This window comes from Chitinophaga sp. H8, from assembly GCF_040567655.1.
Lineage (GTDB): Bacteria > Bacteroidota > Bacteroidia > Chitinophagales > Chitinophagaceae > Chitinophaga > Chitinophaga defluvii.
This window is the reverse complement of the sequence record NZ_JBEXAC010000001.1, coordinates 3,003,038-3,029,347: the sequence shown is the minus strand read 5'-3', so window position 1 is coordinate 3,029,347 and position 26,310 is coordinate 3,003,038. Positions and strand designations below refer to the sequence as shown.

19 protein-coding genes are annotated in these 26,310 nt (G+C 44.0%); 9 read left to right on the top strand and 10 right to left on the bottom strand.

From position 1 onward, the window contains the following. Positions 1 to 3: 3 nt before the first annotated feature. The 7 genes from ABR189_RS11495 to ABR189_RS11465 all read right to left on the bottom strand — a co-directional run bounded on the left by ABR189_RS11495 (position 4) and on the right by ABR189_RS11465 (position 10,698). On the bottom strand, positions 4 to 900 hold the full coding sequence (locus ABR189_RS11495) for an AraC family transcriptional regulator (protein ID WP_354660635.1): 897 nt from the start codon (positions 898 to 900) through the stop codon (positions 4 to 6). A 103-nt stretch (positions 901 to 1,003) separates the two neighbouring features. Then, a complete protein-coding gene (locus tag ABR189_RS11490) occupies positions 1,004 to 3,268 on the bottom strand; it encodes a glycoside hydrolase family 20 protein (RefSeq protein ID WP_354660634.1) in 2,265 nt (754 codons plus the stop codon). A gap of 11 nt (positions 3,269 to 3,279) precedes the next feature. Next, the gene (locus tag ABR189_RS11485; protein ID WP_354660633.1) at positions 3,280 to 6,144 is read right to left on the bottom strand and encodes a tetratricopeptide repeat protein; all 2,865 of its coding nucleotides are present in this window, start codon (positions 6,142 to 6,144) and stop codon (positions 3,280 to 3,282) included. A gap of 31 nt (positions 6,145 to 6,175) precedes the next feature. Then, positions 6,176 to 7,678: a glycosyltransferase family 2 protein gene (locus tag ABR189_RS11480; RefSeq protein ID WP_354660632.1), complete on the bottom strand. Its 1,503-nt coding sequence runs from the start codon at positions 7,676 to 7,678 to the stop codon at positions 6,176 to 6,178. A gap of 27 nt (positions 7,679 to 7,705) precedes the next feature. Then, the gene (locus tag ABR189_RS11475) at positions 7,706 to 9,157 is read right to left on the bottom strand and encodes a glycosyltransferase family 2 protein (RefSeq protein WP_354660631.1); all 1,452 of its coding nucleotides are present in this window, start codon (positions 9,155 to 9,157) and stop codon (positions 7,706 to 7,708) included. Next, positions 9,157 to 10,314, bottom strand: coding sequence for a HEAT repeat domain-containing protein (locus tag ABR189_RS11470; RefSeq protein WP_354660630.1), 1,158 nt, complete (start codon positions 10,312 to 10,314; stop codon positions 9,157 to 9,159). The genes ABR189_RS11475 and ABR189_RS11470 overlap by 1 nt, the downstream gene beginning before the upstream one ends. Positions 10,315 to 10,320: 6 nt before the next feature. Then, complete coding sequence (locus tag ABR189_RS11465; RefSeq protein ID WP_354660629.1) at positions 10,321 to 10,698, bottom strand: response regulator; 378 nt, start codon at positions 10,696 to 10,698, stop codon at positions 10,321 to 10,323. 636 nt (positions 10,699 to 11,334) lie between these two features. On the opposite strand from ABR189_RS11465, the gene ABR189_RS11460 reads away from it, so the two are divergent. From ABR189_RS11460 to ABR189_RS11420, 9 genes are all read left to right on the top strand, one after another. After that, positions 11,335 to 14,751: a response regulator gene (locus ABR189_RS11460; RefSeq protein ID WP_354660628.1), complete on the top strand. Its 3,417-nt coding sequence runs from the start codon at positions 11,335 to 11,337 to the stop codon at positions 14,749 to 14,751. A gap of 7 nt (positions 14,752 to 14,758) precedes the next feature. Continuing rightward, positions 14,759 to 15,580, top strand: coding sequence for a CheR family methyltransferase (locus ABR189_RS11455; protein WP_354660627.1), 822 nt, complete (start codon positions 14,759 to 14,761; stop codon positions 15,578 to 15,580). A 7-nt stretch (positions 15,581 to 15,587) separates the two neighbouring features. Further along, a complete protein-coding gene (locus tag ABR189_RS11450; protein WP_354660626.1) occupies positions 15,588 to 16,154 on the top strand; it encodes a chemotaxis protein CheB in 567 nt (188 codons plus the stop codon). A 15-nt stretch (positions 16,155 to 16,169) separates the two neighbouring features. Continuing rightward, a complete protein-coding gene (locus tag ABR189_RS11445; protein WP_354660625.1) occupies positions 16,170 to 17,279 on the top strand; it encodes a sensor histidine kinase in 1,110 nt (369 codons plus the stop codon). Positions 17,280 to 17,441: 162 nt separating this feature from the next. After that, positions 17,442 to 17,783 carry a hypothetical protein gene (locus ABR189_RS11440; RefSeq protein ID WP_354660624.1) on the top strand — a complete coding sequence of 114 codons (342 nt, stop codon included), beginning with the start codon at positions 17,442 to 17,444 and terminating at the stop codon, positions 17,781 to 17,783. A gap of 197 nt (positions 17,784 to 17,980) precedes the next feature. Continuing rightward, the gene (locus ABR189_RS11435; protein WP_354660623.1) at positions 17,981 to 18,484 is read left to right on the top strand and encodes a hypothetical protein; all 504 of its coding nucleotides are present in this window, start codon (positions 17,981 to 17,983) and stop codon (positions 18,482 to 18,484) included. A gap of 49 nt (positions 18,485 to 18,533) precedes the next feature. Then, on the top strand, positions 18,534 to 20,786 hold the full coding sequence (locus ABR189_RS11430) for a monovalent cation:proton antiporter family protein (RefSeq protein WP_354660622.1): 2,253 nt from the start codon (positions 18,534 to 18,536) through the stop codon (positions 20,784 to 20,786). A gap of 156 nt (positions 20,787 to 20,942) precedes the next feature. Continuing rightward, entirely contained in the window at positions 20,943 to 21,605 is a 663-nt protein-coding gene (locus ABR189_RS11425; RefSeq protein ID WP_354660621.1) for an HAD family hydrolase, read from the top strand. Positions 21,606 to 21,670: 65 nt separating this feature from the next. Beyond that, positions 21,671 to 22,375 carry an NUDIX hydrolase gene (locus ABR189_RS11420; protein WP_354660620.1) on the top strand — a complete coding sequence of 235 codons (705 nt, stop codon included), beginning with the start codon at positions 21,671 to 21,673 and terminating at the stop codon, positions 22,373 to 22,375. 2 nt (positions 22,376 to 22,377) lie between these two features. Here ABR189_RS11420 and ABR189_RS11415 read toward each other — a convergent pair whose 3' ends face one another. From ABR189_RS11415 to queG, 3 genes are all read right to left on the bottom strand, one after another. After that, positions 22,378 to 24,096 (bottom strand): family 43 glycosylhydrolase, encoded by a 1,719-nt coding sequence (locus ABR189_RS11415; protein ID WP_354660619.1) that lies wholly within the window; start codon positions 24,094 to 24,096, stop codon positions 22,378 to 22,380. A gap of 79 nt (positions 24,097 to 24,175) precedes the next feature. Further along, positions 24,176 to 24,721, bottom strand: a complete 546-nt coding sequence (locus tag ABR189_RS11410) for an RBBP9/YdeN family alpha/beta hydrolase (RefSeq protein ID WP_354660618.1) — start codon at positions 24,719 to 24,721, stop codon at positions 24,176 to 24,178. A gap of 566 nt (positions 24,722 to 25,287) precedes the next feature. Next, positions 25,288 to 26,241 carry a tRNA epoxyqueuosine(34) reductase QueG gene (gene queG, locus ABR189_RS11405; RefSeq protein WP_354660617.1) on the bottom strand — a complete coding sequence of 318 codons (954 nt, stop codon included), beginning with the start codon at positions 26,239 to 26,241 and terminating at the stop codon, positions 25,288 to 25,290. Positions 26,242 to 26,310 lie beyond the last annotated feature (69 nt).

The window sequence follows — 26,310 nt, the reverse complement described above, 5'->3', positions numbered from 1 at the left end:
TCTTTATTTGTTATAGGTGTGGTCAAATTGTTTCCTAAAGTCTTCCGGCGTAGCACCAGCATATTTCTTAAAGAATTTTGAAAAGTAAGAGTTGTCTGCGAAGTTCAGCTGGTAAGCAATATCCATGATGCTCATATCGGCATTGGTAAGCAGTCTTTTCGCTTCCAGCAGTATCCTGTCGCGTATGATTTCTCCGGCAGACTTGTCCAGCACATCTTTGCACAACGCATTCAGGTGATTAGGCGTGATGTACAGCAGTGCGGCATATTCTTTGGGCAGTTTCAGCTGTGTATAGTTTTTTTCTATCAGCTGCTGAAAATTGCGCAACAAAAGATAATTATGTTGTGGCACCTGTTTTTGCCGGATAGTGGTCACCTGAACACGGTTTACCAATATAAAGATCTGGAGGAGCAGGGTCCTGATCATATCCATCATATGATCATTATTCTGCTGCACTTCTGCCAGTATTTTTTCAAACAGGGCAGTTATTTCAGTTTGTATGTTTACCGGCAGCTGTAGCACTGATTCTGCAGCCTGTCCGTTAAAAAAATAGAACTGGTCAATATACTGTGTGTTTTGCAGCAGGGTATGGAAGAAGGTGTCGGAAAAATTGATGATATAACCATCCATTTCGCCATCAAAATCCCATCCATGTACCTGTCCGGGTACCATAAAATAAATCTGTCCGGGCTGCACCGGAAAGCTCACAAAATCAATAGATTGTTTGCCTGCACCTTTGGTAAAAAACACCAGGTGGTAAAAAGAATGCCGGTGTGGGAAATGCAGGTGCTGATGCGTATCCAGATAATGGGGGAACCGCTCGGCAATCAGTTCCTTTTGAACAGCTTCATCTGCAGCAAGTCTGCAAATTGTGTATGTTGGAATCTGATGCTTTGCCATGGTACTAATGGTATTACATCACAAAAGTACAGCTTGTTATTGACGGGGATTTGTGTTTTATACGTTTTAAATGGTGTTTTTTACTGATTGTGTAGTTTGGTGTTTATAATACATAGACCTCATCACAGCAAAGGGCTGGTTTTTTGCCGGCAGCATTGCGCCATGCAGGCATTGCAGGGAGGCATCTGGCAGTAACACGGACATACCGGGCATTTACAGCCGGGAGTTTGAATGCGAAAGTATTGATACGGGCGGTATTATCTTCTTCGGAAAGGGGGGAGATGGTTTGTGTACCAGCCGGTTGATAGGTGATGCCGTCGGCAGATGTTTCAACAGTAAGTGCTACCGGGTTAAAAATATTATGCCTGGGGTCTTGCAGGAAGTTCATGCGTATCTGGTTAATGGATTTGTTTTTCCCCATATCGATAGTAGCAATCATATCCTGGCCATAGGTAAATAACCAGTTATAGCTGAAATCGGTATCCCCTGTCAGCCCATCCACCAGTGTACCTTCTTTTTTGGGAGTATATTCAGGTGTAAACGGGTGTGCCAGTGTTACTGCTGCGTGGAAAGCTAGGTTGCTGATCCACTTCCTGGTAAAAAGCGCATCCCAGGAGGCAGCATAGGCATCAGGAGTCATCCCTTCTTCTGCCAGTTCGGTAACCCCTGCTTTTTTACATTGCTCCACAAATCGTTTTACCCTTGCCGGCCAGTTAGGTTTTACGATAAAGCTGCCTGTTTCCTGGTTGTTTGCTGTGAGGTAGCCATATTGCTCATTGCCAAAGAACTTCGACTGCTGCAACACGGTATATTCAAGCGGGAGCCTGGCATTATATACCCGGTTAAGGAAGGCGGTATCTGTTTCCGCTGCGGCTTCTGCTTTGTCCAGCAATTGCGCATATTTATCAATAAGGGCAGGAGAGAGGTAACCTTTGATATTATGCACCGGATTACCATAGATATCCAGCTTACTGTGCGTGGTTTTTACGGCTGTGATCAGCTCCTGGAGATAAGCATCCAGGAACGTGCCGGCTTTGCCATAGAAGCCATTTAAAAAGCCGGTAATAACGGCTTTGCTATCTGCTTTGACATCCCAGAGTAAACCGGCCAGCAAATAGCTGTTTAATTCTGCCATATCACTATAGGTGGCCCCGCTACCTTGAGAGAACACCCCCTTTACCTGGTTGTCTGCGAAGTACTGCAGGTTGTCCTGCAGGTGGTTATAGTCGGGAAAAGGGGCCAGGTAGTTGGTAAACTGGGTAGTATAATCCCAAATAAAAATACGGGGTGTGATAGCCGCCCATCCTTCCAGGTCTTTTCTGAACCCTGCCGCAGAAGCAGCGGAGCGTAATGGTTCATGACGGTAAGCATCAATGCTGCTGAGCATGATAAAAACATTGTCTGCCGGTTTCAGGTTTTTAGGTGGGTGGGAAGTATATGTATAGGCCAGGGTGGTGAATTGCTGTTGTGGAAACTGGCTGGCTACCCGGTTTACAAATTTCAGGAGAGAGCCCTGAGGTCCTCCTTCCGCAGCATCTGTTTTCTGGCAGTTGTCGCAAGTGCAGAAACCGCCACCATCATTGGGGGCTATAGACCAGTAAATGGCATCCGGATTATTACTGATCGCTTTTTTCAGATAGTCTACTGTAAGCTGGTAAACAGATTCATTGCTAAGGCAGAGTTGCATAGGCTGCCGTTTGCCGTTTACCAGTGAAAAGTATTCAGGATGTGTGGTAAAATATGTGTTGGGTGGAATGATCTTGAAAAAGGAGTGGCCCCAAATCCCCCAGAGGTCGTCCAGCTGCTGTAGTTTATGCCATACCATATATTCCGGATCGTTCGCAGCCGGGTAATATACCTGCCGGTAAATGAATTGTGGATTTTGCAGGTCAAAAATGCGGGCAGGTACCCGGATGTTTTTATTGGCCGGGGTATATGCCGGAATGTTGGCATACTTCCGGCAACCCAGGTACTTCTCAAGAAAGGTATATACGCCGTATATCACCCCTTGTCCACTGCCTCCGTGTATGAATACGTGGGTATCATCTGATGCGATATAGAAACCTTCTCCTTTTATTTTACGGGTATTGTATTGTTCTCCATGTGAGGTGTTGCCTATAAAAATGGCTTGCTGATCCTGGTAGTTTGATTCTGTAATGATATCAGGCTGTGCACCACTGATACGCCTGATATAGTCCTGTAGCAGGTGTGCCGCTTTGGTTTCATTTTTAGTGGCCTCTGCCGGCAATACGATCACATGTTGCACCTTGCCTTGTGCTACGAGCGTAATATCAGCCTTACCGGTATTACAGGCACTGTTGATCAATAAAGCAGATAAGACAATTAAAGTATGCATCAGCCTGAACATCAATGGTGAAATTAAAATTTTCTCAGAAAGGTGAGATAAAGATCGTACTGATTCTGGTAAGACTGGCTGGTTATTTTCTGGGTGATCCAGGTACCATTGATCCCGATGGTAGTACGATATTTAAACACATGCTGGTAACCGGCCCCTATGCTGCGGGTAAGCAGTCCCGCCAGTTTAGGAAATTGTATCAGCCGGCTTTTATCGTCCGGAGAAGTACCTAATCCGGCTACGAAGGAAATATAATCCTGCCGCCTGTTCATGTAATAACGGGTAGTCAGGTTAAAGGAAGTATAAAATTCCGGATCGTCGCTGATAAAATAAGCCCGCAGATTGATCCAGAAGTCATCAAACGTTTTTGCGATGGAAGTTACTCCGGATATACTGCTCGTTTCTTCTGCTTTCAGGTATCTTATCCCCAGCTCTGCTTCAATATCATATTTGAATGACCTGAAGATGGAGTAGCCTGCCCGTAGCTGTGGAAACACCAGCTCATTGGAATAGGCTGCCACTGCGTAGGAATACCATTTGGGATGATGGGTATAGTATAATTCTCCTTCAGCCTGTAATCCGGTACCTTCTTTTCTTCCGGCATAATTGACGCGTGCAGCATAGGATCCCCGTTTCATAAACCGTCTGTATTCTATTGTAGCAATACTATAGGGGTCGTCGTTATAATCAAAAGAGGAGTGCAGGAAGAACAACCCAAACTGGTTCTTGAGTGTTTTGCTTTTCAGGTAGTCGGCATAGTCTGTATTGACTGGACTGGCGTTCAGTTTTACGAGAGAATCGGCCGCCAGAGAAGCCGCAGCAAATGCCTGTTGGTTTTCCAGTATGGTGGCACGCTTCATTAAGAAGGTGGTATTGTCCGGATAATATTTAATGCCTTCATTCACATATACGAGTGCGCTGTCATATTGTTTGGTGCCCATCAGGATATTGGTAGTGTATTGCAACGCCAGAGAGTCTTTAGGGTTGAGTGTTAACACCTGGGTAAAAACGGACAATGCGCTATCCGGCATATTGTTTTGTTGATACCGGTTGCCGCTGGCCAGCAAACTGGAAAGGTAAGCCGTCTTATATTTAGCGGTGTACGGATACCTGCGTATAAGTTGCTGCATGATATCGGCTGCTTCCGGATATCTTTTAAGCTGGTCCAGTACACCTGCTTTTTTGAGAAGCAGGTCTTTATTGCCGGGATTGTATAACAGCGCCTGGTTGGCATAGTACAGGGCTTGTTCAGATTGTCCGGTACCGCTTTCCAGGTTAATCATATAGTTGAGGGCATCTTCATTTTTGGGATCTTGTTCCAATACCTGGGTAAACTGTTCTTTAGCCAGATCATATTCTTCCGCCTGCATCAGTGTCCTTCCGGCAGCCAGGCGCTGTGCTGTAAAAGCAGCTGCAAAGCGGGTGTCACCAGGGGATTTTTTTGATAAGGCTGCAGCGATCTGTGCAGCTTCTTCAAATCTGCCGGCATCCGCCAGGATACTGGACTTTTTCAGCAGGAGCAGGTCATCTGCCGGGTAATAGCTGATGGCCTTATCTAGTGTAAGCAAGGCATTTTTAACATCTTTGCGGGCGATATAGGTATTCACAATATTCTCCAGTGCTTCCTTATTGTTGGGTTCCAGTGTCAATACCCTTTCAAATGCAGTGATAGCCTCATCATATTGCAGTTGGCTGAGATAGTAGCGTCCACTGGCTATTTGTAATGTCACCAGCCTTGCTTTCAGGTCGGCCGACGGGTTGCGCTGCCATAGCCTTTCTGCCAGGAGTGCGGCCTCTGTATATTTACGATCGCCCTCCAGCATATCTATCTTCTGGGAAAGCAGTTTGAGGTTATTGGGATTGCTTTTCAGGCCCCGGTTAATCCATTCCAGTGCTTCTTTATAGGCACCGCGGCTCATGCTGAAACCGATCAGTTTATTTAATGCTTCCTGGTTACCTGGATTTTTTTCCAGGATAGCGCGATAGAGCAGATAAGGATCTGTGTTAGCATAGTAGGCAGCTGCTTCCATGCGAAGTTCGGTTTCCATACCTCTTACCTTGGCATCATTGGGGTGATAGCGTAGTATGGTTTGAAATACGATCAGGGCATCTGCATAGGCGTGTTTGTTCCGTAAAATATCCAGCTTTCGTAGCAGTAACTCATAGGAGGAGGGATTGGTACTCAACGCAGCATTAATTTGTTCCAGCGCACTTTCATAGTCCTGCCCTTGGATATAGCCCCTTAGTAAGGCGTCTTTTGCTTCGGTATTGGCAGGAGATAGTGCCAGTACTTTTTCAAAACTGATACCTGCCTGTTGCGGATTACCATTTTTCATATAATACCTGCCGGTAAACAGATAATGTTCTATATAGGCATTACGGACAGTGGTATCTTCCGAAAACCTGGAGAGTAAATTTTCTGCCAGCTGATTTCCCTTATTGATCCTGTTGAGCAGGTGCTGGATTTCCATTTTCTTCAACATAAAATCCCTGTCATTGGGAAAATAGCCTAAGGCCTCATCGGTATAACAATCCGCTTCTTCATATTTCCCGGTAATGATTTCGATATTGATCGCGTACTGGTAGGCATCGCGATAGCGTGGTGCTTTGGTCAGTACTTTTTTTACCTGTTTCCTGGCCGCTTCATTGTTGCCGGTAAGCATATACAGGCGTCCCAGCAACAGTTGCATATCTATATCATCCGGTTGTTTTTTCAGGCCCTGGTTTACTAATGTCAGTGCCTTATCATAATGCCCCAGCCTGGTTTCCTTTACGGCTTCATTGTACAATTCTTCCGCATTGGCCTTTTGCCTGAAAACCTGAGCTTGTATCTGCAGAGAAGCGCACACACAAAAAGCCAGTAAGATTGATTTGAATACAGATAGCATGAATAGAATATATTGATGAAATACTGATTTATTATTGAACAGGTAATGCTTTCTTTTTTTGACCAAAACCTTGTCGTTGCATATTGCCCCAACTATGTTTTTTGCCGGTCAGGAAGTGGAAATATCCACGGAGGGCAAAGAACACAATCAGCGGATGATAGATAAGCGGTTCCAGGAATGCCATCAGGCTCAGGCCTACTACCTCGCGCCAGGTATTGTAATACCGGTAAGTAAGCTGATCCCATAATACTGCCAGGGTAGTGATCATGATCGCATAGAGGTATACAAACACCAGAAGAATAGTGGCATAGTGCCAGTTGACCTGGTCTGTAACAATCAGGTATATATAATAAAGAATACCTGTGAATTCGATGATAGGTGCCAGGAATTCAAACAAGAGGCTGTAGGGCAGTACTACCAGTCCCAGTTTGCGGTAATGGGGGTTAAAGATCACCTTCTTATGGATGGTGATGATCTCTGCCAGTCCGCGTCCCCAGCGGGTACGCTGCCGGCTGAATACTTTCATATTAGGAGGCCCTTCTGTCCAGCACTGTGTAGTAGGAATATAACGGATCGCATACTTTAATTTGTTATCGATCATATAAGTACACATACGGGTTACCAGGTCCATATCCTCTGCAAAGGATTTGGAATCATATCCTCCTGCCTTAATAGCAATTTCCTTGTCAAACAGTCCCAGCCCCCCGGAAACATTGGGTACGCAATTGATCAGGCTCCAGCCCATTTTTCCCAGTACATATGCCCGTATATATTCCATTTCCTGAAAGCGTGGCAGCCATTTTCTGGGAGGTCTTACCCGGGTAATCACCCCTTCATCAATTTCGCAGGAGTTGGCAATACGAAGCGTAGCACCGGATGCGATTACGCGGATACTATCTTCTATCACATGTATATAGCCGCATTCGGGACAGGGTTCTCCTACTTCCTTTATCTTCTTATGCTCTTCATCCATGAATGGTTTGATCATTTTGAGCAGGGTATCCCGCTCAATGATACAATCCACGTCTGTACATAAGAAGTAATCGAAAGCGGCCGCATTGATACCTGCATTGGAGGCATCCGCTTTACTTTTACCGTTTACTTTATCGATTACCAGCAATTTATCGTAGGCAATGTTGGTAGACTTGAACAGTCTTTTTACTGGTTGGGATTTTATCCTTTCATTATAGGCGAAGTCAACCGGCACCAGCTGGAATTCATTGACCAGTTTTTCCAGGGTGTCATCTGTACTGCCATCATTTACTATGATGACTTCAAATTTGGAGTAGTTGAGCGTTAAAAGTGATCTTACATTGGAAATGATGGTAACCCCTTCATTAAAGGCTGGTGCAATAACAGATATGCCGGGCGCGAGGGGTGACTGCAGGATATTGTTATAGTCTACATAGCTGTTTTTTTTCTGGAAGCGGAGGATACCCCTGAAAGACAGTATCGCCAGCATAGCATATAGCAGCAGCATGGTGCAGCCATAGATAAACACAAAACCTTCATAAAAATCCTTAAACAATTCCACTACCTATAATTTAAGTTTCGTCAATGATCAGGCAGGTACACTTTTACGTGCAGTGTTGCTGAAACCTTGCCGCTGCATATTTCCCCAGGTACCTTTTTTGCCGGTCAGGAAAAAATAATAACCTCTGATGGAAAAGAATACGATCAGCGGGTGATAAAATAAAAACTCCATAAATGGTGTCATGCACAGGAATGCCACTTCCTTCCAGGTCCGGTAATACCTGAACGTTAGTTGATCCCACAGGATAGCTAATGTGGTAATCATGACAGCATATGTATATACAAATAAGAGCAGCAGCAGGGCAAAAGGCCAGTTAATCAGCCCCAGGCATGCCAGTATGATATAGTAAACAATCCCGGTGATTTCAATTATTGGCGCCAGCAGCTCAAAGAAGAAATTAAAGGGAAAAACGACCAGCCCCAGTTTCTTATACCTGGGGTTGAGGAATACCTTGAAATGCGCAAGTGTAAGTTGGGCTAATCCCCGTGCCCAACGGGTACGTTGCCGCATAAATATCTTTATACTCGAAGGCGCTTCTGTCCAGCACAATGTTTTAGGGATATATCTTACCGCGTAGTTAATGTTGTTATCATGGGCGTAACGGCACATGCGGGTCATCAGTTCCATATCTTCCCCAAAGGAGCTGGGATCATAGCCACCGCTTCTGATAGCTACTTCTTTATCAAAAAGGCCCAATCCTCCGGACACATTAGGCACACAGTTAAGAAAGCTCCATCCCATTTTTCCCAGTACAAAGGAACGGATATACTCTACTTCCTGAAAGCGGGGCAGGAGTTGCCGTGGCGGCCTCATGCGGGTCATTACACCATCTTCAAATTCGCAGGAATTGGCAATACGGAGGGTGGCACCGATGGCGATCACCCTTTTTTTGTCTTCCTGCATAACAGGCTTGATCAGCTCTATCAGGGTGTTTTTATCTAAGATGCAATCTACGTCCGTGCATAGGAAATAATCAAATCTGGCAGCATTGATGGCTGCATTCACCGCATCTGCTTTACTTTTTCCATTCACCTTATCAATTACCATTAATTTGGCATAAGCAGGGTTGGTGGATTTATAGATTTTTTTAACAGGCTGGGTCCTTATTTTGGCATTATAGGCAAAATCAACCGGTATCAGCTCAAATTCGTGGATCAGTTGTTCCAGGGTATCGTCGGTGCTGCCATCATTGGTAATAATGATCTCATACCGGGGATAGTTTAATGTCAGGAGGGAACGTACATTGAATATGATGGTCAGCCCTTCGTTAAATGCGGGAGCAAGTACAGAGATACCCGGCGCCAGGGGAGAGCTGATCAGCGTATTTTCATCATGAAAAACATCTTTTTTGGCATACCTGCGTACGGCCAGCATCGAGAGCAGTGCCAGCAGGGCATAAATTACCAATAACGTAGTTCCATAAATGAAAACCGTTTGCTCATAACCTTTTGCAACTGTTTCCCAGAAGCCAGTATTCATTAAAATTTAATTAAAGGGTTCATACAATGCTTTAATATCAACAGGTTTTCGGCGGTAGCAGTAGCTATCAGCTCCTGGATCAGCTCTTTGGCTCTCCATTCATTTCTTACCAGTGATTTAGCAGCGTGTTTACGGAGGTCAAAATCAGTAGAGTGCAGGAATTCCTGTCTTAAAAAACTAACATATTCCCCACTGTTGATACGGCCTACCGCTTTGAGTATTTCTATCTGGCAAATCAGTGGCTGGCTGCCATACATAGTAACCAGCTTACTTTCCACTTCCTCCACTTTCAATTTGCCTAGGCAGTTAATAGTGTCTGCCCTCAGGTAATGGTCTTTGGTTTCCAGTAATTTGATCACTGCGGGTACAGCGGCCAGCTGGTTATAGTGTACAATCAGTTTCAGGCAAAAGGCAACAATACTTTTATTGGAAGAGTAGGTGACCCATTGTGCAAAATTGGGAATAGCAATATGTTCGGTAGACGTGATGATCTTGAATAATTCTACCTGATCCCATAGCAATAAAGGTTCTGTGGTAACATCAAAGAATTTGAAAGGTTCGTTTTTACTCAGTTTGATATAGGCGTGCCGGGCAGCAGCTCTTAATTCCCGGTTGCTGCTATTGGTGAGTGGCAGGATACTTACATCAGAGATAGACATATCCATATTGGTAAACTCTGTCAGCGCCTGCACTTTTATATCCCAGCGGGAGGATTTCATTTTGCGATAGGATTCCTTATCCAGCTCCAGTTGTACATACAGTGCCCTTAGTAACTGACCCATATTGCCCCGCACATTTTTACGGTAATTGATGATCCTGTCTACCAGGGCCTGGCGGGCCCACCGTTTCCGGAAAATAGGGAGATGGAAATCTTCTATTGGCAGCTGGACCTGACTGGCAGGGGTATCAGGATCGATGCTGTCATTCATAATAATACGTTCAAAGATGAGATTATCTATGACCGGATTAATAGCAGCCAGTTTCTTATCCCGGCGGTAGCCACGGTAGCGGCTTAATAAAATGGAAAGGTAGGCACCTGCTGTAAAAGAGACTGCAATGATGATAAATACAAAAGCAATCTGTATGATCAGCGGAGCGTATCTGAACTCATAATAGAGTGATGCAAAAAAATCCGCAGGTATAACGGTTTCTATCATGATACGCTATTTATTTTGTAAAAGCAGTCTTTTTACGCGTATAATCAGTTCTCCGGGTATGATGGGTTTTTTCAGGAAGTCGTCCGCACCGAGTTTGAATCCCTCCAGTACAATATCTTCATTACCTGCATTGGAAACGATGATCACCGGAATGGTCTTTTCTTTACCTAATGTTTTTACTTTACTCAGAATCTCAAAGCCATTTGCATAGGGCATCATAATATCTGTAATAATCAGATCGTAGTCATAATCGGTGGCTTCCAGCTTTTGGAATGCCTCTTTCCCGTTTTTAACTATTTCCAACTCAAATCCTTCTTTACGTAGAATTTTATCTACAATCTTTTGCATTAGTTCATCATCTTCTACTAACAATATTTTACTCATAAGGTTGTTTTTTACAGATAAATTCAATTCAGCGCCACAGTTAACTGTGGGCAGATGGTTTTTTCCTCGTGTATAAGAATAAAAAGGCTTTAATAAGGGTAATTGCGCATCTCAGAATAACAAGGTGTTGAGCTCCGGTCGTTTGTTTTGCAAATGTGTTTTCATAAAATATGTTGAATTACCATGCATGGCATGTTGAATATGGTTTATGTATTAGTCCCGGTAATATATGGTGTTTATTTCATAGTTATCATGCATCGAAAATTATTCAGCTAAAATTGCTTCATCTTGTCCACTAAGTTATTAAATTAATTGGTACATAGGCTGTCTGGCGTTGGATGGAAATGGTTAAACTGGGAAATGTGCGCATACGGTGTCTCAACTATTTAATTAAACGGTTCACTGTTTTTCATAAGGACGTAGTAACAATAGCAACTGTAGCAATAAGGGCCGCAAGGTACGATTATTCTGCAAGCTAATGAAACCGAAAACCGGGAATGGTTGTATTGAAATATAATTATATGTATTCATGCCTCCTTCTGAAGTCGCTGTAGCAGAATTAAAACATTATCTTTGTCTGCCGGTTATACCTAACCAGGCAAACCGGAACACTTTATTTTCTTATACCACATCTCTATGAAGATTGCATTAACAACGCGATTGTATATCGGTTTCTCGGTAACAGTTATTCTTGTGCTATTAGGTGGTTTTCTCACTTTCAGGGCTTTCCGTCAACAAACGGAAATGGATGATCTGGTGGAACATACTTATCGTGCGCTCAATCAGGTGGAGCGTATTCAGCGATTGGTATTTGATATGGAGGCTGGTCGCCGGGGTTTCAGAGGTACTAATGAAGAACGGTTTCTGCAGCCTTACCGGATTGCCTTACCTAAAATTTTGCCTGCAATTGAGGAGTTAAGAAAAACAGTGGCGGATAATCCCGTACAGGTGCAGCATATCAGTAACTTAGGAAGGGAAGTGGATGTTTTGCTTGCTTTTTGGGTAAGACTGGGAGATGTGCATGTGGAACGGTTTACTATTGCGGAAAAGATAAAGGTAAGTGATGAAGAGGATGTTTTGATGAAGGCGGTGAATGATGCTATCGAAGTATTGCGTGTAGAAGAGCGGGAATTACTGGCATTAAGGGAGAAAGAGAATAAGGACTTTATAGCGCATTCTATTACTACCCTGGTAATAAATACCACATTTATATTGTTGGTAGCCCTTATCCTGATTGTTATTACGTTTAAGGAACTACGTCACCGGATGAGGATGCAGGGGCTGTTAAAAGAAAAATTAAATGAGGTAGGTGATCTGAATACGGTAGCTAATGAGAAGAACTGGTTACTGACGGGAATATCCGTTATTAATGAAAGTATGCGGGCGCACAGTGTGATGGGAGAACTGGCCAACAAAACCCTGCATGCTATTACCGGTTATCTCCAATTTCCTGCTGGCAGTTTTTATTTTTATGATGAAGGGAAGAAAGTACTCAGGTTGACAGGAGGGGTTGGGATACCTGCAACTATCAAAAAAGAGTATGAATTGGAGGAGGGCATAACCGGGGCCGCCGCTACGAAGCAGGAGATCACTATTGTGAATCATGTACCCCCTGGTTTCTGGAAGATCACTTCCGGCAGTGGGGAGGCTTTGCCGGGTAATATTATATGTGTACCCATATGGCTGGATAATGAATTAAAAGGTGTAATGGAGTTTGCCGCCTTCCGGCAGCCAAAGCCCAATGAACTGGCATTGCTGAAGAAAATAGCGGAAGACCTGGGAGTAGTGGTGAATGCGGTAAGTGCCAGGGAGCGGGTGATGGAATTACTGGAACAGCTGCAGGAACAGAAGGAAATACTGGAAACGCAGCAGGAAGAACTGCGGCAAACCAACGAAGAGCTTACCCGCCAGTCGGAAATACTACAGGCTTCTGAAGAAGAGCTCAGGGTACAGGAAGAAGAACTTCGCCAGATCAATGCAGAGATCGGAGAAAAGAATAAAGATCTTGAAACTGCGCGTGCGGAGCTGAGTGTCAAAGCTGAAGAGCTGGAGTTAAGCAGTAAGTACAAATCGGAATTCCTGGCCAATATGTCACATGAGCTGCGTACTCCTTTGAACAGTGTATTGATATTGGCCAAGCTGCTGGAAGAAAATAAGCAGCAGAACCTGACCAGCAAACAGGTGGAATACGTAGGAATAATTCATAAATCAGGCTCCGACCTGTTGAAACTGATCAATGATATTCTGGATCTTTCCAAAATAGAAGCCGGCAAGATTGAATTGCATATAGAGCAGGTAGCAGTGAAAGAGGTAGTATACGATCTGGAGCAGTTGTTTGATGTGGTGGCTACTGAAAAACAGATACAGCTGGTTACCCGCATCGCTACCGGTGTTCCGGAATATATACAAACAGACCGGCAGCGGCTGGAGCAGATCATGAAAAACCTGCTCTCCAATGCTTTTAAGTTTACCCCAGGTGGGGGAACGGTTACTTTATCATTATTTACCCGGGAAAATAGCCCTAATGCGCTGTATCTGTCAGTTACGGATACGGGGGTAGGTATTGCTGCCGAAAAACAGCAACTCATTTTTGAAGCGTTTCAACAGGCAGACGGATCTACCAGCCGCAGGTATGGAGGTACCGGATTAGGGCTTTCCATCAGCAAGGAACTGGTTAAATGGCTGGGGGGGAATATTAAGCTGGAAAGCACGGAAGGAGTAGGCAGTACTTTTACCTTGCGGATTCCATTGGAAGCAGACATTGTCCTGGAAAAAGAGCATGAGGTGCCACCGGTAGTTCCCCAGACCACTGCTGTTAAGATCAATAATAAAGTGGTAGCGCAGCAGGAAGTGGCAGACGACCGGGAAGATGTGAAAAAAACGGATAAGCTGGTCCTGATCATTGAGGATGACCCCAATTTTGCTTCTATTGTAAGAGATTTTGCGCGGGAAAAGGGCTTTAAAACCATTGTAGCGCTTAATGGGGATGATGGGCTGTATTATGCCCGTAAATGTTTACCTGCCGCTATCATTCTGGATATGAACCTTCCGGTGATAGATGGCAGCAGCATTTTGAAAATATTGAAAAGCAGTGATGCACTCAAACATATCCTGGTACATGTTATTTCGGCCAGTGAAATATCCGGACAGGTAATCAAGAATATTAATGGATATACACAGAAACCATTACAGGTACAGGATCTGGAAGCAGTATTCTCCAACATCGCCCAGCATTTGCAGGCACGCCTGAAAAAGGTACTGGTGGTTTCCAATGGATTGCTGGAAAATGATCCGCAGCTGAAATCACTCAGCGATGAAAGGCATATGGAAACAGCTTATGATCATGTGTCTGTATTGCCGGATGCTTACCGTTATCTGAGTGAGAAGAAGTACGATTGTGTGGTGCTGGATATTGGTACTAACGTGGAAGCAGGTGTGGAAAAGCTGAAAGCACTGCGGCAATATATAGGAGAGAAGGCTATTCCTATTATTGTTTATCTGGATAAGGATATCTCCGGTTCAGATGAAGTGATGTTGAAAAAGTATGCTGCCGCGATTATCCGGAATTCGATATTTTCTACCGACCGGTTAATGGATGAGCTGGAGTTGTTTTTATATAAGCTGAAGGAAATAGAAACCAAGCCTGCGCCGGTAGCACAGGGACCTTCCACAGAACAATCACTGAAAGGAAAGAAAGTATTACTGGCAGATGATGATATGCGGAATGTGTTTTCACTGAGTGCCCTGCTGGAAGAGCATGGGCTGGAGGTGATTACAGCGGGAGATGGTAAAGAAGCGCTGCAGTTACTGGACAAGCATGCAGATATAGATATTGTGCTAATGGATATTATGATGCCCGAAATGGATGGATATGATGCCATGCGTCATATCAGGCGGGAAGGACGCTTTGCCCAATTGCCGGTGATCGCATTAACTGCCAAGGCGATGGCAGGCGACCGGGAAAAGTGTATTGAGGCAGGTGCCTCTGATTACATAGCAAAACCTGTTGATAATAATAAGTTGCTATCCTTAATGAGGGTGTGGCTATCATAAGCGGCAAATGAAAGAGGAAATCAGTACGGAAGACTTTCAGCATATTGTAAGTATAATCAGGCAGCAATATGGATATGATTTTACCGGTTATTCGCAGGCTTCCCTGAAGCGGCGTATTGTGCGGTTTATGGGACATATGAACTTATCCACCATCTTCGACCTGAAGTATCTTATATTGAATGACAAGGCGTTTTTTGAACGCATGGTACAGTTTATTACAGTGAATGTAACGGAGATGTTCCGGGACCCGCAATTTTATAAAGCACTTCGTGAACAGGTATTACCCAAACTGGCTTCTTATCCGATCATTAAAATATGGCATGCCGGCTGCTCCAGCGGGGAAGAAGTGTTTTCCATGGCTATCTTACTGCATGAAGCAGGCCTGCTGGAACGTTCCATGATCTATGCTACAGATCTTAACCCGGCTAACCTGGAAAAAGCGAGGGAAGGAATAATTCCGTTAAAGGTGATGAAAGAATACACCTATAACTATATTCAGTCGGGTGGCACTTCAGATTTTTCGAATTATTATACTGCCCGTTATGATAATGTTATCATTCATAAGGAGCTGCGCAAAAACATTATTTATTTTCAGCACAATCTGGTAACCGACCAGGTATTCAATGAATTTCACCTGATCTGTTGCCGGAATGTGTTTATATACTTTAACAGGGAATTGCAAAACCGGGTACTGCAATTATTTTACGAAAGCTTATCTTCGTTAGGATATCTGGCATTAGGTATTAAAGAGTCATTACTTTTTACAGAAACCGGAAAGCGGTTTGAGGCCGTGAGTGCTTCGAATAAAATATTCAGACGTAAAATGTAACCAGACTATGATTAACCAATTTTACGACATCATAACGATAGGTGGGTCTGCTGGGAGCATACCCATATTGATTGACCTGCTCGATGGTATGCCGGATTATTTTTCCCAGTCTGTTATTATTGTACTGCACCGTTTGAAAAACGTGCAAAGTGAAATGGACAGGTTATTGTCAGTGAAACAACGTATTACGGAACCGGAAGATAAAGAAATGATTGTACAGGGTGGTATCTACCTGGCACCGCAAAATTATCATTTGCAGGTGGAAGACGACCACAGCTTTTCCCTTGATTATTCAGAATTAGTGAACTATAGCCGTCCCTCTATTGATGTTGCATTCAGCAGCATTGCAGCTGTATATCGTTCCCGCGTATTAGGTATACTGCTGAGCGGGGCCAATAAAGATGGAGCAGCGGGGCTGAGTTGTATTATATCTGCCGGCGGTACGGGGATTGTACAGGACCCGCAAACAGCATTGTATGGAGAGATGCCACAGTCGGCCATAGAAATAAATAATAATGTGAAGGTGATGGATGTGGGGGAAATAATAAGTTTTATTGATACTGTAAGCAAATAAATCAGCAAGCATCAGATGAGTACTATGACTACTAAAAACAGCGCCTTTACCATATTGTTGGTGGATGACAGAGAAGAAAACCTGGTTTCACTGGAACAGATACTGGAGGCAGAGAACAGGATCTTTATTAAGGCTACTTCAGGCAATGAGGCACTCCGGCTGATCCTGAGAAATGAAAATATCGGCCTGATCATGCTGGATGTCCAGATGCCGGATATGGATGGTTTTGAAGTAGCTCATTTACTGAAGGCTAATCCTAAAACAAAAGATATTTCCATCATATTTGTTACTGCTATCAATAAAGATGAGCAGAATGTGCTTAAAGGATTTGAAGAAGGGGCGGTAGACTACCTGCCTAAGCCACTTGATATTAATGTTACCAGGGCAAAGGTGAATGTTTTTGAGAAGCTTTATTTTTATCAGCATGAACTGCGGAAAGCCGTAACAGATAAAGAAAAAATAAATGCCCAGCTGGAGCGTTTTATGTATGTGGTGGCCCATGATCTCAGGTCGCCTTTATCAGGTGCGATGGGCTTGTTGTACCTGATGGCGGAGGATGAACGGGTAAAGGAATCATCTGATTTGACGGAATATATGAACCTTGCTACCGGCGCCATGTCGCACTTATCAGATATGATTACTTCCATCCTGGACTATACCCGTCAGACAGAGATGCAGCAAACGATAGAGGCCGTAGACGTGCACGAGCTGGTAAAACTCACTATACATTCCTTATTTGCTCCTCCGCATATCCGGATTGAGATTGACGGGAAGCTACCTGTCATTGTTTGCAATAAACTGAAATTGCAGCAGGTATTTCAGAACCTGCTAACCAATGCTATCAAATACAATGATAAGCCAGAAGGGAGGATCCAGGTGGGCGGAACAGATAAAGGAGAATTTTATGAATTCTATGTTAAGGACAATGGCCCGGGAATAGCCAAAAGAGACACAGACCGTATCTTTAAATTATTTGAGGTAGTGGAAACGGCGGTAGTCAATGGCAAAAGCTCTGGCATTGGCCTTAATATCCTGAAACTACTGGTGGAAGAGCAAGGCGGAAAAGTATGGGTAGATTCTGTTTTGGGAGAGGGGAGTTGTTTCTTTTTTGAGTGGCGCCAATAGAGCATTACCCGTGTAAACAGTGGCTGATGGGCAACAGGGGTTTCAGATTTGCAAAAAAAATAATACCTTTACCGTGTGAATTTATTTTCCGCTATATGCAGTTTATGCTTATTTATATTTTCCAACAGTACCACCCATAGCGTTCCTCAAAGGAATGAGCGGATGGTACCTATAAGCGTATCCGTTACCCAGCCGGCAGAGATTAATTCCACCACAGTTACCTTTAATACAGCAAAACGTAATGCGGCATTTAAAAGTAAAGCCCCTGTCCGCGTTTACACCTCTTCCATACTACATCTTTTTTCTTCTTTCCTGAATGCAGGACAGCCAGAGTATCGCTCATTTACCGTTAAGCAAAAAAGAGCGGGCAGTGCGCTGCAATTACAAAGCGATTTTGGGTGGACCTATTGGGCCACTTACAGCCCAGGAAAGCGTTATGCTATATCCAGGGGATTTACTACCCTTCACTTTTTACACCTTTTCCCGGATCACAATTTTTGGTGATAATAGAAATTGACAGCAGGCATACTGGTATTTTCCAGGCCATGATGCCGTGTTGTTGTGGCATGAAATACTTTCCGATAGCAGGTATACTGTTGACTGCTGATGCACAGCAGCCCTGGAAAGGTTTATGTTAACTGCTTTTACTGCCTGCATGAGGCTAAAGCAGGAATTTCTATTATTATTTAAAAAAAAATGAGATGTCTACTTTATTTATTGCTGGTTTATTTTTATTATTAATAGCGGTAGTGGTGGGGCTTTTTGTTATTTCAGCCAAAGCAGAAGCCAGAAAGATCCGGGAGAAACTGGCGGCCAGATTTGACAATTTGGTAAAACAGCATGAGTTTACGGTTAGTGAAAAAGAGGTATTTATGTATAAGATTCTGGCCTTTGACGTAGCAGCTAAACAATTTTTATTTGTGGGCCGTTATCATAATGCTGAGCAGGAGCATCTGCTTGCCTTAGCGGATATCAGCAGTTGCCAGGTAGTAAAACATAAAAGCGGGTTTAGCGGAGGAAAGGGTGATAAGCATATCGATAGCAATTATGTCAATAGCATTGCTTTGCAGGTGCGATATAAAGACAAAAGCCGTGATGCGGTAGGTATTACCTTTTATGAGCATACGCATGACAGTGTATATGATATGAAAGATTTGGAGCAACAGGCAGATTACTGGCAGCAAAAGATTGTGGGCCATCTTTGATAGAAACGGTGCAGGACTGCACTATTTTGATAAACGCTAAAAAATTTGAATGGGTCATTTACCGAAATTAATTGAGGATTTAGCACTTATCCTGGTTGCAGGAGCCATCACTACCTTAATATTCAAGCGGATTAAGCAACCCTTGGTATTAGGTTATATTATAGCGGGTTTCCTGGTAGGTCCTTTTTTCTCCCTTACACCAACTGTAGCAGATACTGCCAATGTAAAAACACTGGCCGAAATTGGGGTTATCTTTCTTTTATTTAGCCTGGGGCTGGAATTTAGTTTCAAAAAGCTGATGCGGGTAGGGGGCTCAGCTTCCATTACGGCCTTCGTAGAGATCATATTTATTACCACCACGGGCTATTTTGTAGGCCAGTGGATGGGGTGGTCTACGATGGACAGCCTGTTCCTGGGAGGGATGCTGGCCAGTTCCTCCACCACGATTATTATACGTGCATTTGATGAGCTGGGGGTGAAAACAAAACAGTATGCCCGTATTGTATTTGGGGTACTGGTAGTGGAGGATATTGTAGTGATTCTCCTAATGGTATTGCTTTCTACGGTAGCAGTAACCAAACAGTTTGAGGGCAGCGAAATGCTGTTTACAGTGGTAAAGCTGCTGTTCTTCCTGATTTTATGGTTCATAGCCGGTATTTTCCTGTTGCCCACTTTCCTGAAAAGGGCTAAGGCATTGATAGATGAAGAAACCCTGCTTATTATCTCTATAGGACTTTGTCTGGGTATGGTGGTCGTAGCCACACAGGTAGGTTTTTCTGCTGAACTGGGGGCTTTTATTATGGGCTCTATTATGGCTGAAACTACTTCTGCCGAAAAAGTGGAGCATTTGATAAAACCGGTAAAAGACCTCTTTGGCGCTGTATTCTTTGTATCGGTAGGGATGTTAATTGATCCGCAAACGATTATGGAGTATAAGTGGCCGGTACTGCTGGTAACGGTTTTAACGTTGTTCGGAAAGTTTTTCAGTACCACTTTGGGGGCATTACTTTCGGGGCAGCCTTTAAAACAATCGGTACAGGTGGGGATGAGTATGGCGCAGATTGGGGAATTTGCTTTCATTATCGCTACGCTGGGGCTTACCCTTGGGGTAACAAGCGATTTTTTATTCCCGGTGGCAGTGGGTGCTTCGGCTATCACCACTTTTACCACCCCTTATATGATTAAATTCTCCGGACCTTTTCATGATTTTATAGTGAAGATGCTTCCGGCAAAATGGGTGAGAGCACTTAACAACTATTCTTCCAGTACACAAAACATTCAGGCGGAGAGCAATTGGAAGGTGGTTATGAAATCTTATCTGAACATTGCCATTACCAATGGTATTGTGCTACTGGCGCTTATGTTGCTGTCCCTGAAATTCCTGGTACCTTTTCTGAATGAAAATGTTGAGGGAAGCATACTCGCCAGTATTATCGGGTTGGTAATTTCCCTGGGATTGGGAGCGCCGTTCTTATGGGCCCTGATGGCCAAAAGGCCAGCTAATCTGGCTTATAAAGAGTTGTGGCTGGATAAGCAATACAGCCGTGGCCCCTTGCTGGCCTTGGAAATCTTCAGGAATGTAATTGGGGTATTACTGATCGGCTTTTGGGTAGACAGACTGTTTTCTACCAAAGTGGCTATATTGGTGGCGGTGCCGGTGACGATTGTGGTGCTGATCCTGTTTTCCAAACGGATACAGAAGTTTTATCAGCGGCTGGAAGGCCGTTTTATCAGTAACCTGAATGCAAGAGAAGCGGCAGCCGAAGAAGAAACGGCGAGCAAGCGCTTCAACCCCCAATCAGACCTGTCGCCCTGGGATGCACATATGGTAGACCTGGAAGTGAAACAACAGGCAGAATACGCAGGCAAAACCCTGGTAGAGCTGGCCTGGCGTGAAAAATACGGGATTAATATTGCCTATATCAAGCGGGGCGACAAATTGATTTATGCACCGGGTAGAAACAATAAGCTGTTACCTTTTGACCATGTAGGTATTCTTTCTACGGATGATCAGATGCAGGTGTTTAAGCCCATATTCGATGCTACAGAAGATATACAGCTGGAAGAAAATAATATTGAAGATGTGATCCTGCAAAGAATTGTTGTGGATGAACATAACAAACTAAAAGGACTCACTATCCGGGATTCCGGCATCAGAGAGCGTACCAATGGTTTGATAGTAGGGATAGAAAGGAAGGAAGACAGGATATTGAATCCCAACTCCACAACTGTTTTTGAATGGGGAGATATTGTATGGATAGTAGGAGAGCGGAAGAAGATCCAGAAACTGAATGAAGCATAAGGTAAAATAATCAGCAGTTATTCCTGCTTGCAGGTATAAAGTAAAGGTTGACCAATTGTGAGGTGCCCCCAAAAAGTTAGACACTTTTGGGGGCACTGCATTGTGTCAACCTTTATTTTTTATATTATTTTGCACCTTTAAAATAAATAATAGGATATGAAGCTGGGAAAAAAAGCATTTCTCTTTGATTTGAATGGTACTATGATCAATGATATGGAATATCATCTGGATGCCTGGTATCATATGCTCAATAATGATCTGGGAGCAGGGCTGAGCCGGGAAGTAGTGAAAAGCCATATGTATGGCAAAAACGATGAATTACTGGTGCGGGTGTTTGGGGAAGGCCATTTTACAGCAGCACAGATGGCGGAAATATCAAGAGAAAAGGAATTGCGCTACCAGGAGGTATACAAGCCTCATCTGGAGCTTATAAGCGGGTTAAAGGCATTTATGGACAAAGCGGTGAACCAGGGTGTGCTGATGGCAATAGGCTCTGCCGCTATTCCTTTTAATATTGATTTTGTATTGGATAACCTGCAGCTCCGGCATTATTTCAAAACGATTGTGAGTGCAGATGATGTTGTACTTAGTAAGCCACATCCGGAAACATACCTGAAGGCTGCTGCTATTTTGGAGGTTGCTCCTGAGGATTGTGTGGTATTTGAAGATGCTCCCAAAGGAGTGGAAGCAGCATGGAATGCCGGAATGGATAGCGTAGTGCTGACAACGATGCATACACAGGAGGAGTTTGCGCAGTATCCCAACGCCGTGGCCTTTGTGTCAGACTATACCAATCCCGTACTGAACAATTTATTTTAAGATGGTAAAGGATAGTTATCCCGTCCTGACCAGGTATATTAGTGTTTTATTCTAAATTGGCCTTTATGACACGTAGTTCCAGGCAAGCCAAAATGATGGTAGCTGTTGATTGTATAATTTTTGGATTTGACGGACAGGACTTGAAATTGCTGGTAATAAAAAGAGCATTACAACCGGAAAAGGGGAAATGGAGCCTGATGGGAGGGCTGGTAAATGAAAATGAAGGTTTTGAAGATGCTGCTATACGGGTACTGCATAAACTTACCGGTCTTGACGGCGTATATATGGAGCAGTTATTTGCTTTTGGGCATCCCGACCGGGATCCTGCCGGCCGTACTGCTTCCATTGCCTATTTCACCCTTATTGATATCAGTAAATATGAGCAACAGCTGAGCCATGAATATGAAGCCGACTGGAAGTCATTAAAGGATATGCCTAAGCTGATATTTGATCATATGGATATGGTAAAGATGGCCTGGGAAAAATTACAGTACAAGGCTGCCATTCACCCTATTCTTTTTGAATTATTACCGCTTAAGTTTACCATTCCTCAATTGCAGATTCTATATGAAGCCGTATATGATACGGTGTTTGACAAACGTAACTTCAGCCGTAAAATCTTATCTACCGGATTATTGATAAAGCAAAAAGATAAAGAGAAGGCCAGCTCCAAAAGAGGTGCGTTTTATTATAAACTGGATAAGCGGAAATACAACGCGAAATTCCATGCATTCCTCAACTTTGTACCTGATCCGGATAATCTGAAATAAGGTTACTTATTCCAGGTTTGCAGGGTTTCATACAGCCCACCGGGCTGATCCGTACCTATATAGTTTACACCTAATTCCAACAGCCGCTGGTAGTTGTAAGCATCAGAACCCGTGCCCCAGAACCGGAACGGTTTCCCTGCTTTATGCGCCTGGTTTACTACCTCCTGCAACTTTATCCAGTTGGCAGGAGAGACGGAATCCTTCGCATTATTCAATGGGGCATAATCCCGGAAATTGGCACTTATCAGGGCAACCCTTTTCATTGCAGTACTATCATACATAATATTGGGCCTGCCATCAAAGAAGAAAATGGGATCGTAATGGTGCCATTCACTGGCAGGCGGGACATTACCACTAAGTACAATTGTGACTGCATATGGGTTCTTGCTTTTATCAAAATAGTTACGATAAGGCATGAGCATTCGCTGTAAGGCCTGTAAGGTAGTAGTGGCGTCTGTTTTTATATCTACCAGTAATTGCAGCGGGCTGCCATCTGCATAAACTTTTCCATGGTTTCTGGCCATTTGTTTTAGTACAGGCCGCAGGTACAGTTGTTCAAAAGTACGTTGAGGCTGAATATCTTCCTCATCATGTGCTACATATAAAGTGCCCGCTTTCAGATGTATATCTGCTTCAATAGAACCGCATTTCAAAGCTGCTGCTTCATAAAATGGTTTACTGCGTTCGTAATCATTATGCGAATGTGCCATGGACATGCTGTATACGTGCGGGGATAATGCACCGCCTCCTTTGTTGGACAACCCGATAGAGGAAGTGCTGGTATCGAATTGTTGTACAACCCGTTTAAGCTCATCCATGGTAACCGGGAAAACGGTACCATGCCGCATGCCTTGCGGAAAGCTGAGCTGTTCAGAAATGTCAGTCCATTGCTGCAGGTCAGGTGAGCTCACACCCCCCATTTTCCCGGAAGTATATTTGTCGAAATAAACAATCCACTTCCCGTCTATTTGCAGGGTAGTAGGGCCTTCTGCCCAGTAGGCACCGGTAATGGGAACACCCGGTTTACTGTAAGGGCCTTTCAGGTGTTTACTGACGGCTATACGGATATTCTTCTGAGGCGGAGTGCGTGTTTCATCTTTTAAAAACATGACATACTGGTCGCGGTAGCGGACTATACTGGCATCAATTACATTAAAGCCATGATCGTATAACAGCCTGGTTTTGCTGAAGTGTTTAAAATCACGGGTAGTGGTATAATAGATGCGGTGATTATATTTATCGTCTCCGCTGTTGGCCCCTGCTTTAAACCGGCCCGGAATAGTGGTTGCCCAGTAGATCATATATTCCTGGTGCACTGCATCATAGGTGATTTCGGGTGCCCAGCAGTTGAGGGCATCTTTCTCCTGGGCCATCACAGGGATATATTGTTGTTCCGACCAGTTAAGTAAATCCGGGGAGCTGGCATAGCCAATCCCTTTTTCATTCCAGCTAACGGTCCATACCATATGAAACTTACCATCCGATCCTTTAATAATACATGGGTCACGCATTAGCTTATCATGGCCGGCGGTAGGGGCTAATACAGCTTTATCCTGGTTCATTGCTTTCCACGTATACCCATTATGGCTATATGCCAGATGCAGGCCATCGGCACCATTATCTTTAAAATAAGCAAACAGCCAGGCATTTTGTGCGTGAGGCTGGGCATGCAGGCCGGTAACCGTCAGTAACAAAAAAAGGAAGCGCAGTTTTTTGAGCATGATTAGCTGGATTGCGGATTGGACAATAGTATTGTTAGGGTATTTTGCCTGGCGCTACAAACACTCTCCATGGAGGATATCAAAGCGTTTGCCAGTTCTGTAAAAGTTCTTTCAGGAGTTTTTTCCCTTTGGGCCAGTCTCCCAGGTTAGAGGCGGCATTAATATGGCCTTGGGGACCGGTATTTACAAACCGGCTTCCCCAGCATTGTGCCAGGAAGGCGGCTCTTTCCAGGGTAATATATTCATCATTGGTACTGCTGACTACAATGCTGTTGAAAGGGAGCTGTTGTAGCGGGATGGGCTGAAAGCCTGTTGCCTCCGGTGGAAAAGCGGGGCGTTCTGTATCTGCTGGTGCCACCAGTAAGGCTCCCCTGATAATAAGCTTTGTTTGTTGTGCCCAGTAGGCGAGCGCAATACAAGCCAGGCTATGTGCAGCTATCACCACCTGCGGGCCTGCCAGGGCAACTGCCTGCTCTATACTGTTTACCCATTGGCTGCAAACCGGGGCCTGCCAGTTGTCCTGGTTAATACGCACAAATCCTGGTTCAGCTTCTTCCCAGAGGCTTTGCCAGTGCAAAGGACCTGAGCCGCCTAAGCCAGGAGCTGTCAAAACTTGTATGTCCATGGTAAATGATAAATGATAAATTAAGTTAGTACCAGTTGGTGATTGCCCGTTACATTCTAATAATAAAGATTGGAAAAAATAAATTGAATATCCAGTATTTCTGGAAAGAGGCTTAAAATAGGAGCTGGCTTTTAGCTGAATGCAGCGGAGGTTATACGAGGGGAGTATCTCTACTTAAGAATGGGTAATACAACAGCTAACAGCTAAAAAAAAGAAAGGTCGAAAGAATTCGACCCTTAATGCTTAATTCCACGTTATGGTACTCAGGTCCATAAAAAGTTAAAAAAAATTATGTTGGTACATTAGGTATAAATAGAATGCGCTATTATTAATGAATGGTCATTATTTGGGTGAATGCTGCTGATGTATTATTATCAGTCTGTTATGCTATAAATGTCCATCTTTCGTTCTTAGAATCCGATCTTCCGACACTGCAAATGTATGCTATGCTAAAATGAATATCAAAGTTTTAGCAGTAAATTTTCAATATCTGGTGGCATTATTCCTAAAATCCGGGATATAAAGGCAGGAGGAAGGGGTAGAAATTTACAGCGGGATCTTGATAATTATGGGTTGCCGGAGGAGGGACTTCCTTTTTTTTCAAGGAATTGGAGATTTCTGCGGATACCGGCAAATTTGGAACGCTTCATCGGCGAGTTTTTGAAAAGTTGTCTGAAAGCTGCCTCTGTCATTTCTTCCCAGTCTTTGGTACTGAAGTTAAGTATGGCCGGAATGGGGGTAAACTGTATTTCTGTATGAGGTTTGGCAAAGCGGTTCCATGGACATACATCCTGACAGATATCGCAGCCAAACATCCAGTTTTCAAACTTACCCTGCATATGATCCGGAATGACCAGCTCTTTTAACTCAATTGTAAAATAGGAGATACAACGGCTGCCATCTACCACACCCGGAGATACCAGGGCGCCTGTGGGGCAGGCATCGAGGCAACGGGTACACGAACCGCAGTAGTCGGCCACAGGGCCATCATAACACAAGGGTAAATCGATAATGAGGGTAGCGATAAAGAAGTAGGACCCCGCCTGCTTATGGATCAGATTACCATTTTTGCCTATCCAGCCCAACCCGCTGCGGGTAGCCCAGCTACGTTCCAGTACAGGTGCCGAATCCACAAATCCCCGGCCATGGACTGCACCTATCTGCTCTTCCATGCGCAGGAGCATGGTCTTTAGCTTGTCGCGGATTACTTCGTGATAATCAGCACCATAGGCATATTTGGCAACCTGTGGTGCATCCGGGCGTTGTTGCTGAGCAGGGAAATAATTCATGAGCAGGGTGATAACTGACTGGGCATTGTCTACCAGCTTACGTGGATCTATTCTTTTGTCAAAGTAATTCTCCATGTACTTCATCGTACCATGCATGCCTTTATTCAACCAGTTTTCCAGACGGTAAGCGTCTTCATCGAGCTGCGTAGCTGCGGCTATACCGCAATGATCAAATCCCAGTTCGGCAGCCAGCTGCTTTATAAAGGCCGTATTTTTTTCGGTCTGTAACATCTTTATGCTATGCAAGGTACATAAAAGCGGCTGGTTAACAGCTATTATAGCACCTATGTGCCGTTTGTC

Coding starts and splice junctions, on each gene's coding strand:
- ABR189_RS11460 (WP_354660628.1), top strand. CDS start 11,335: ATGAAGATTGCATTAACAACGCGATTGTATATCGGTTTCTCGGTAACA.
- ABR189_RS11470 (WP_354660630.1), bottom strand. CDS start 10,314: ATGATAGAAACCGTTATACCTGCGGATTTTTTTGCATCACTCTATTAT.
- ABR189_RS11415 (WP_354660619.1), bottom strand. CDS start 24,096: ATGCTCAAAAAACTGCGCTTCCTTTTTTTGTTACTGACGGTTACCGGC.
- ABR189_RS11450 (WP_354660626.1), top strand. CDS start 15,588: ATGATTAACCAATTTTACGACATCATAACGATAGGTGGGTCTGCTGGG.
- ABR189_RS11425 (WP_354660621.1), top strand. CDS start 20,943: ATGAAGCTGGGAAAAAAAGCATTTCTCTTTGATTTGAATGGTACTATG.
- ABR189_RS11435 (WP_354660623.1), top strand. CDS start 17,981: ATGTCTACTTTATTTATTGCTGGTTTATTTTTATTATTAATAGCGGTA.
- ABR189_RS11455 (WP_354660627.1), top strand. CDS start 14,759: ATGAAAGAGGAAATCAGTACGGAAGACTTTCAGCATATTGTAAGTATA.
- ABR189_RS11420 (WP_354660620.1), top strand. CDS start 21,671: ATGACACGTAGTTCCAGGCAAGCCAAAATGATGGTAGCTGTTGATTGT.
- ABR189_RS11430 (WP_354660622.1), top strand. CDS start 18,534: ATGGGTCATTTACCGAAATTAATTGAGGATTTAGCACTTATCCTGGTT.
- ABR189_RS11465 (WP_354660629.1), bottom strand. CDS start 10,698: ATGAGTAAAATATTGTTAGTAGAAGATGATGAACTAATGCAAAAGATT.
- ABR189_RS11440 (WP_354660624.1), top strand. CDS start 17,442: ATGGTACCTATAAGCGTATCCGTTACCCAGCCGGCAGAGATTAATTCC.
- ABR189_RS11475 (WP_354660631.1), bottom strand. CDS start 9,157: ATGAATACTGGCTTCTGGGAAACAGTTGCAAAAGGTTATGAGCAAACG.
- ABR189_RS11495 (WP_354660635.1), bottom strand. CDS start 900: ATGGCAAAGCATCAGATTCCAACATACACAATTTGCAGACTTGCTGCA.
- queG (WP_354660617.1), bottom strand. CDS start 26,241: ATGTTACAGACCGAAAAAAATACGGCCTTTATAAAGCAGCTGGCTGCC.
- ABR189_RS11485 (WP_354660633.1), bottom strand. CDS start 6,144: ATGCTATCTGTATTCAAATCAATCTTACTGGCTTTTTGTGTGTGCGCT.
- ABR189_RS11490 (WP_354660634.1), bottom strand. CDS start 3,268: ATGTTCAGGCTGATGCATACTTTAATTGTCTTATCTGCTTTATTGATC.
- ABR189_RS11445 (WP_354660625.1), top strand. CDS start 16,170: ATGAGTACTATGACTACTAAAAACAGCGCCTTTACCATATTGTTGGTG.
- ABR189_RS11410 (WP_354660618.1), bottom strand. CDS start 24,721: ATGGACATACAAGTTTTGACAGCTCCTGGCTTAGGCGGCTCAGGTCCT.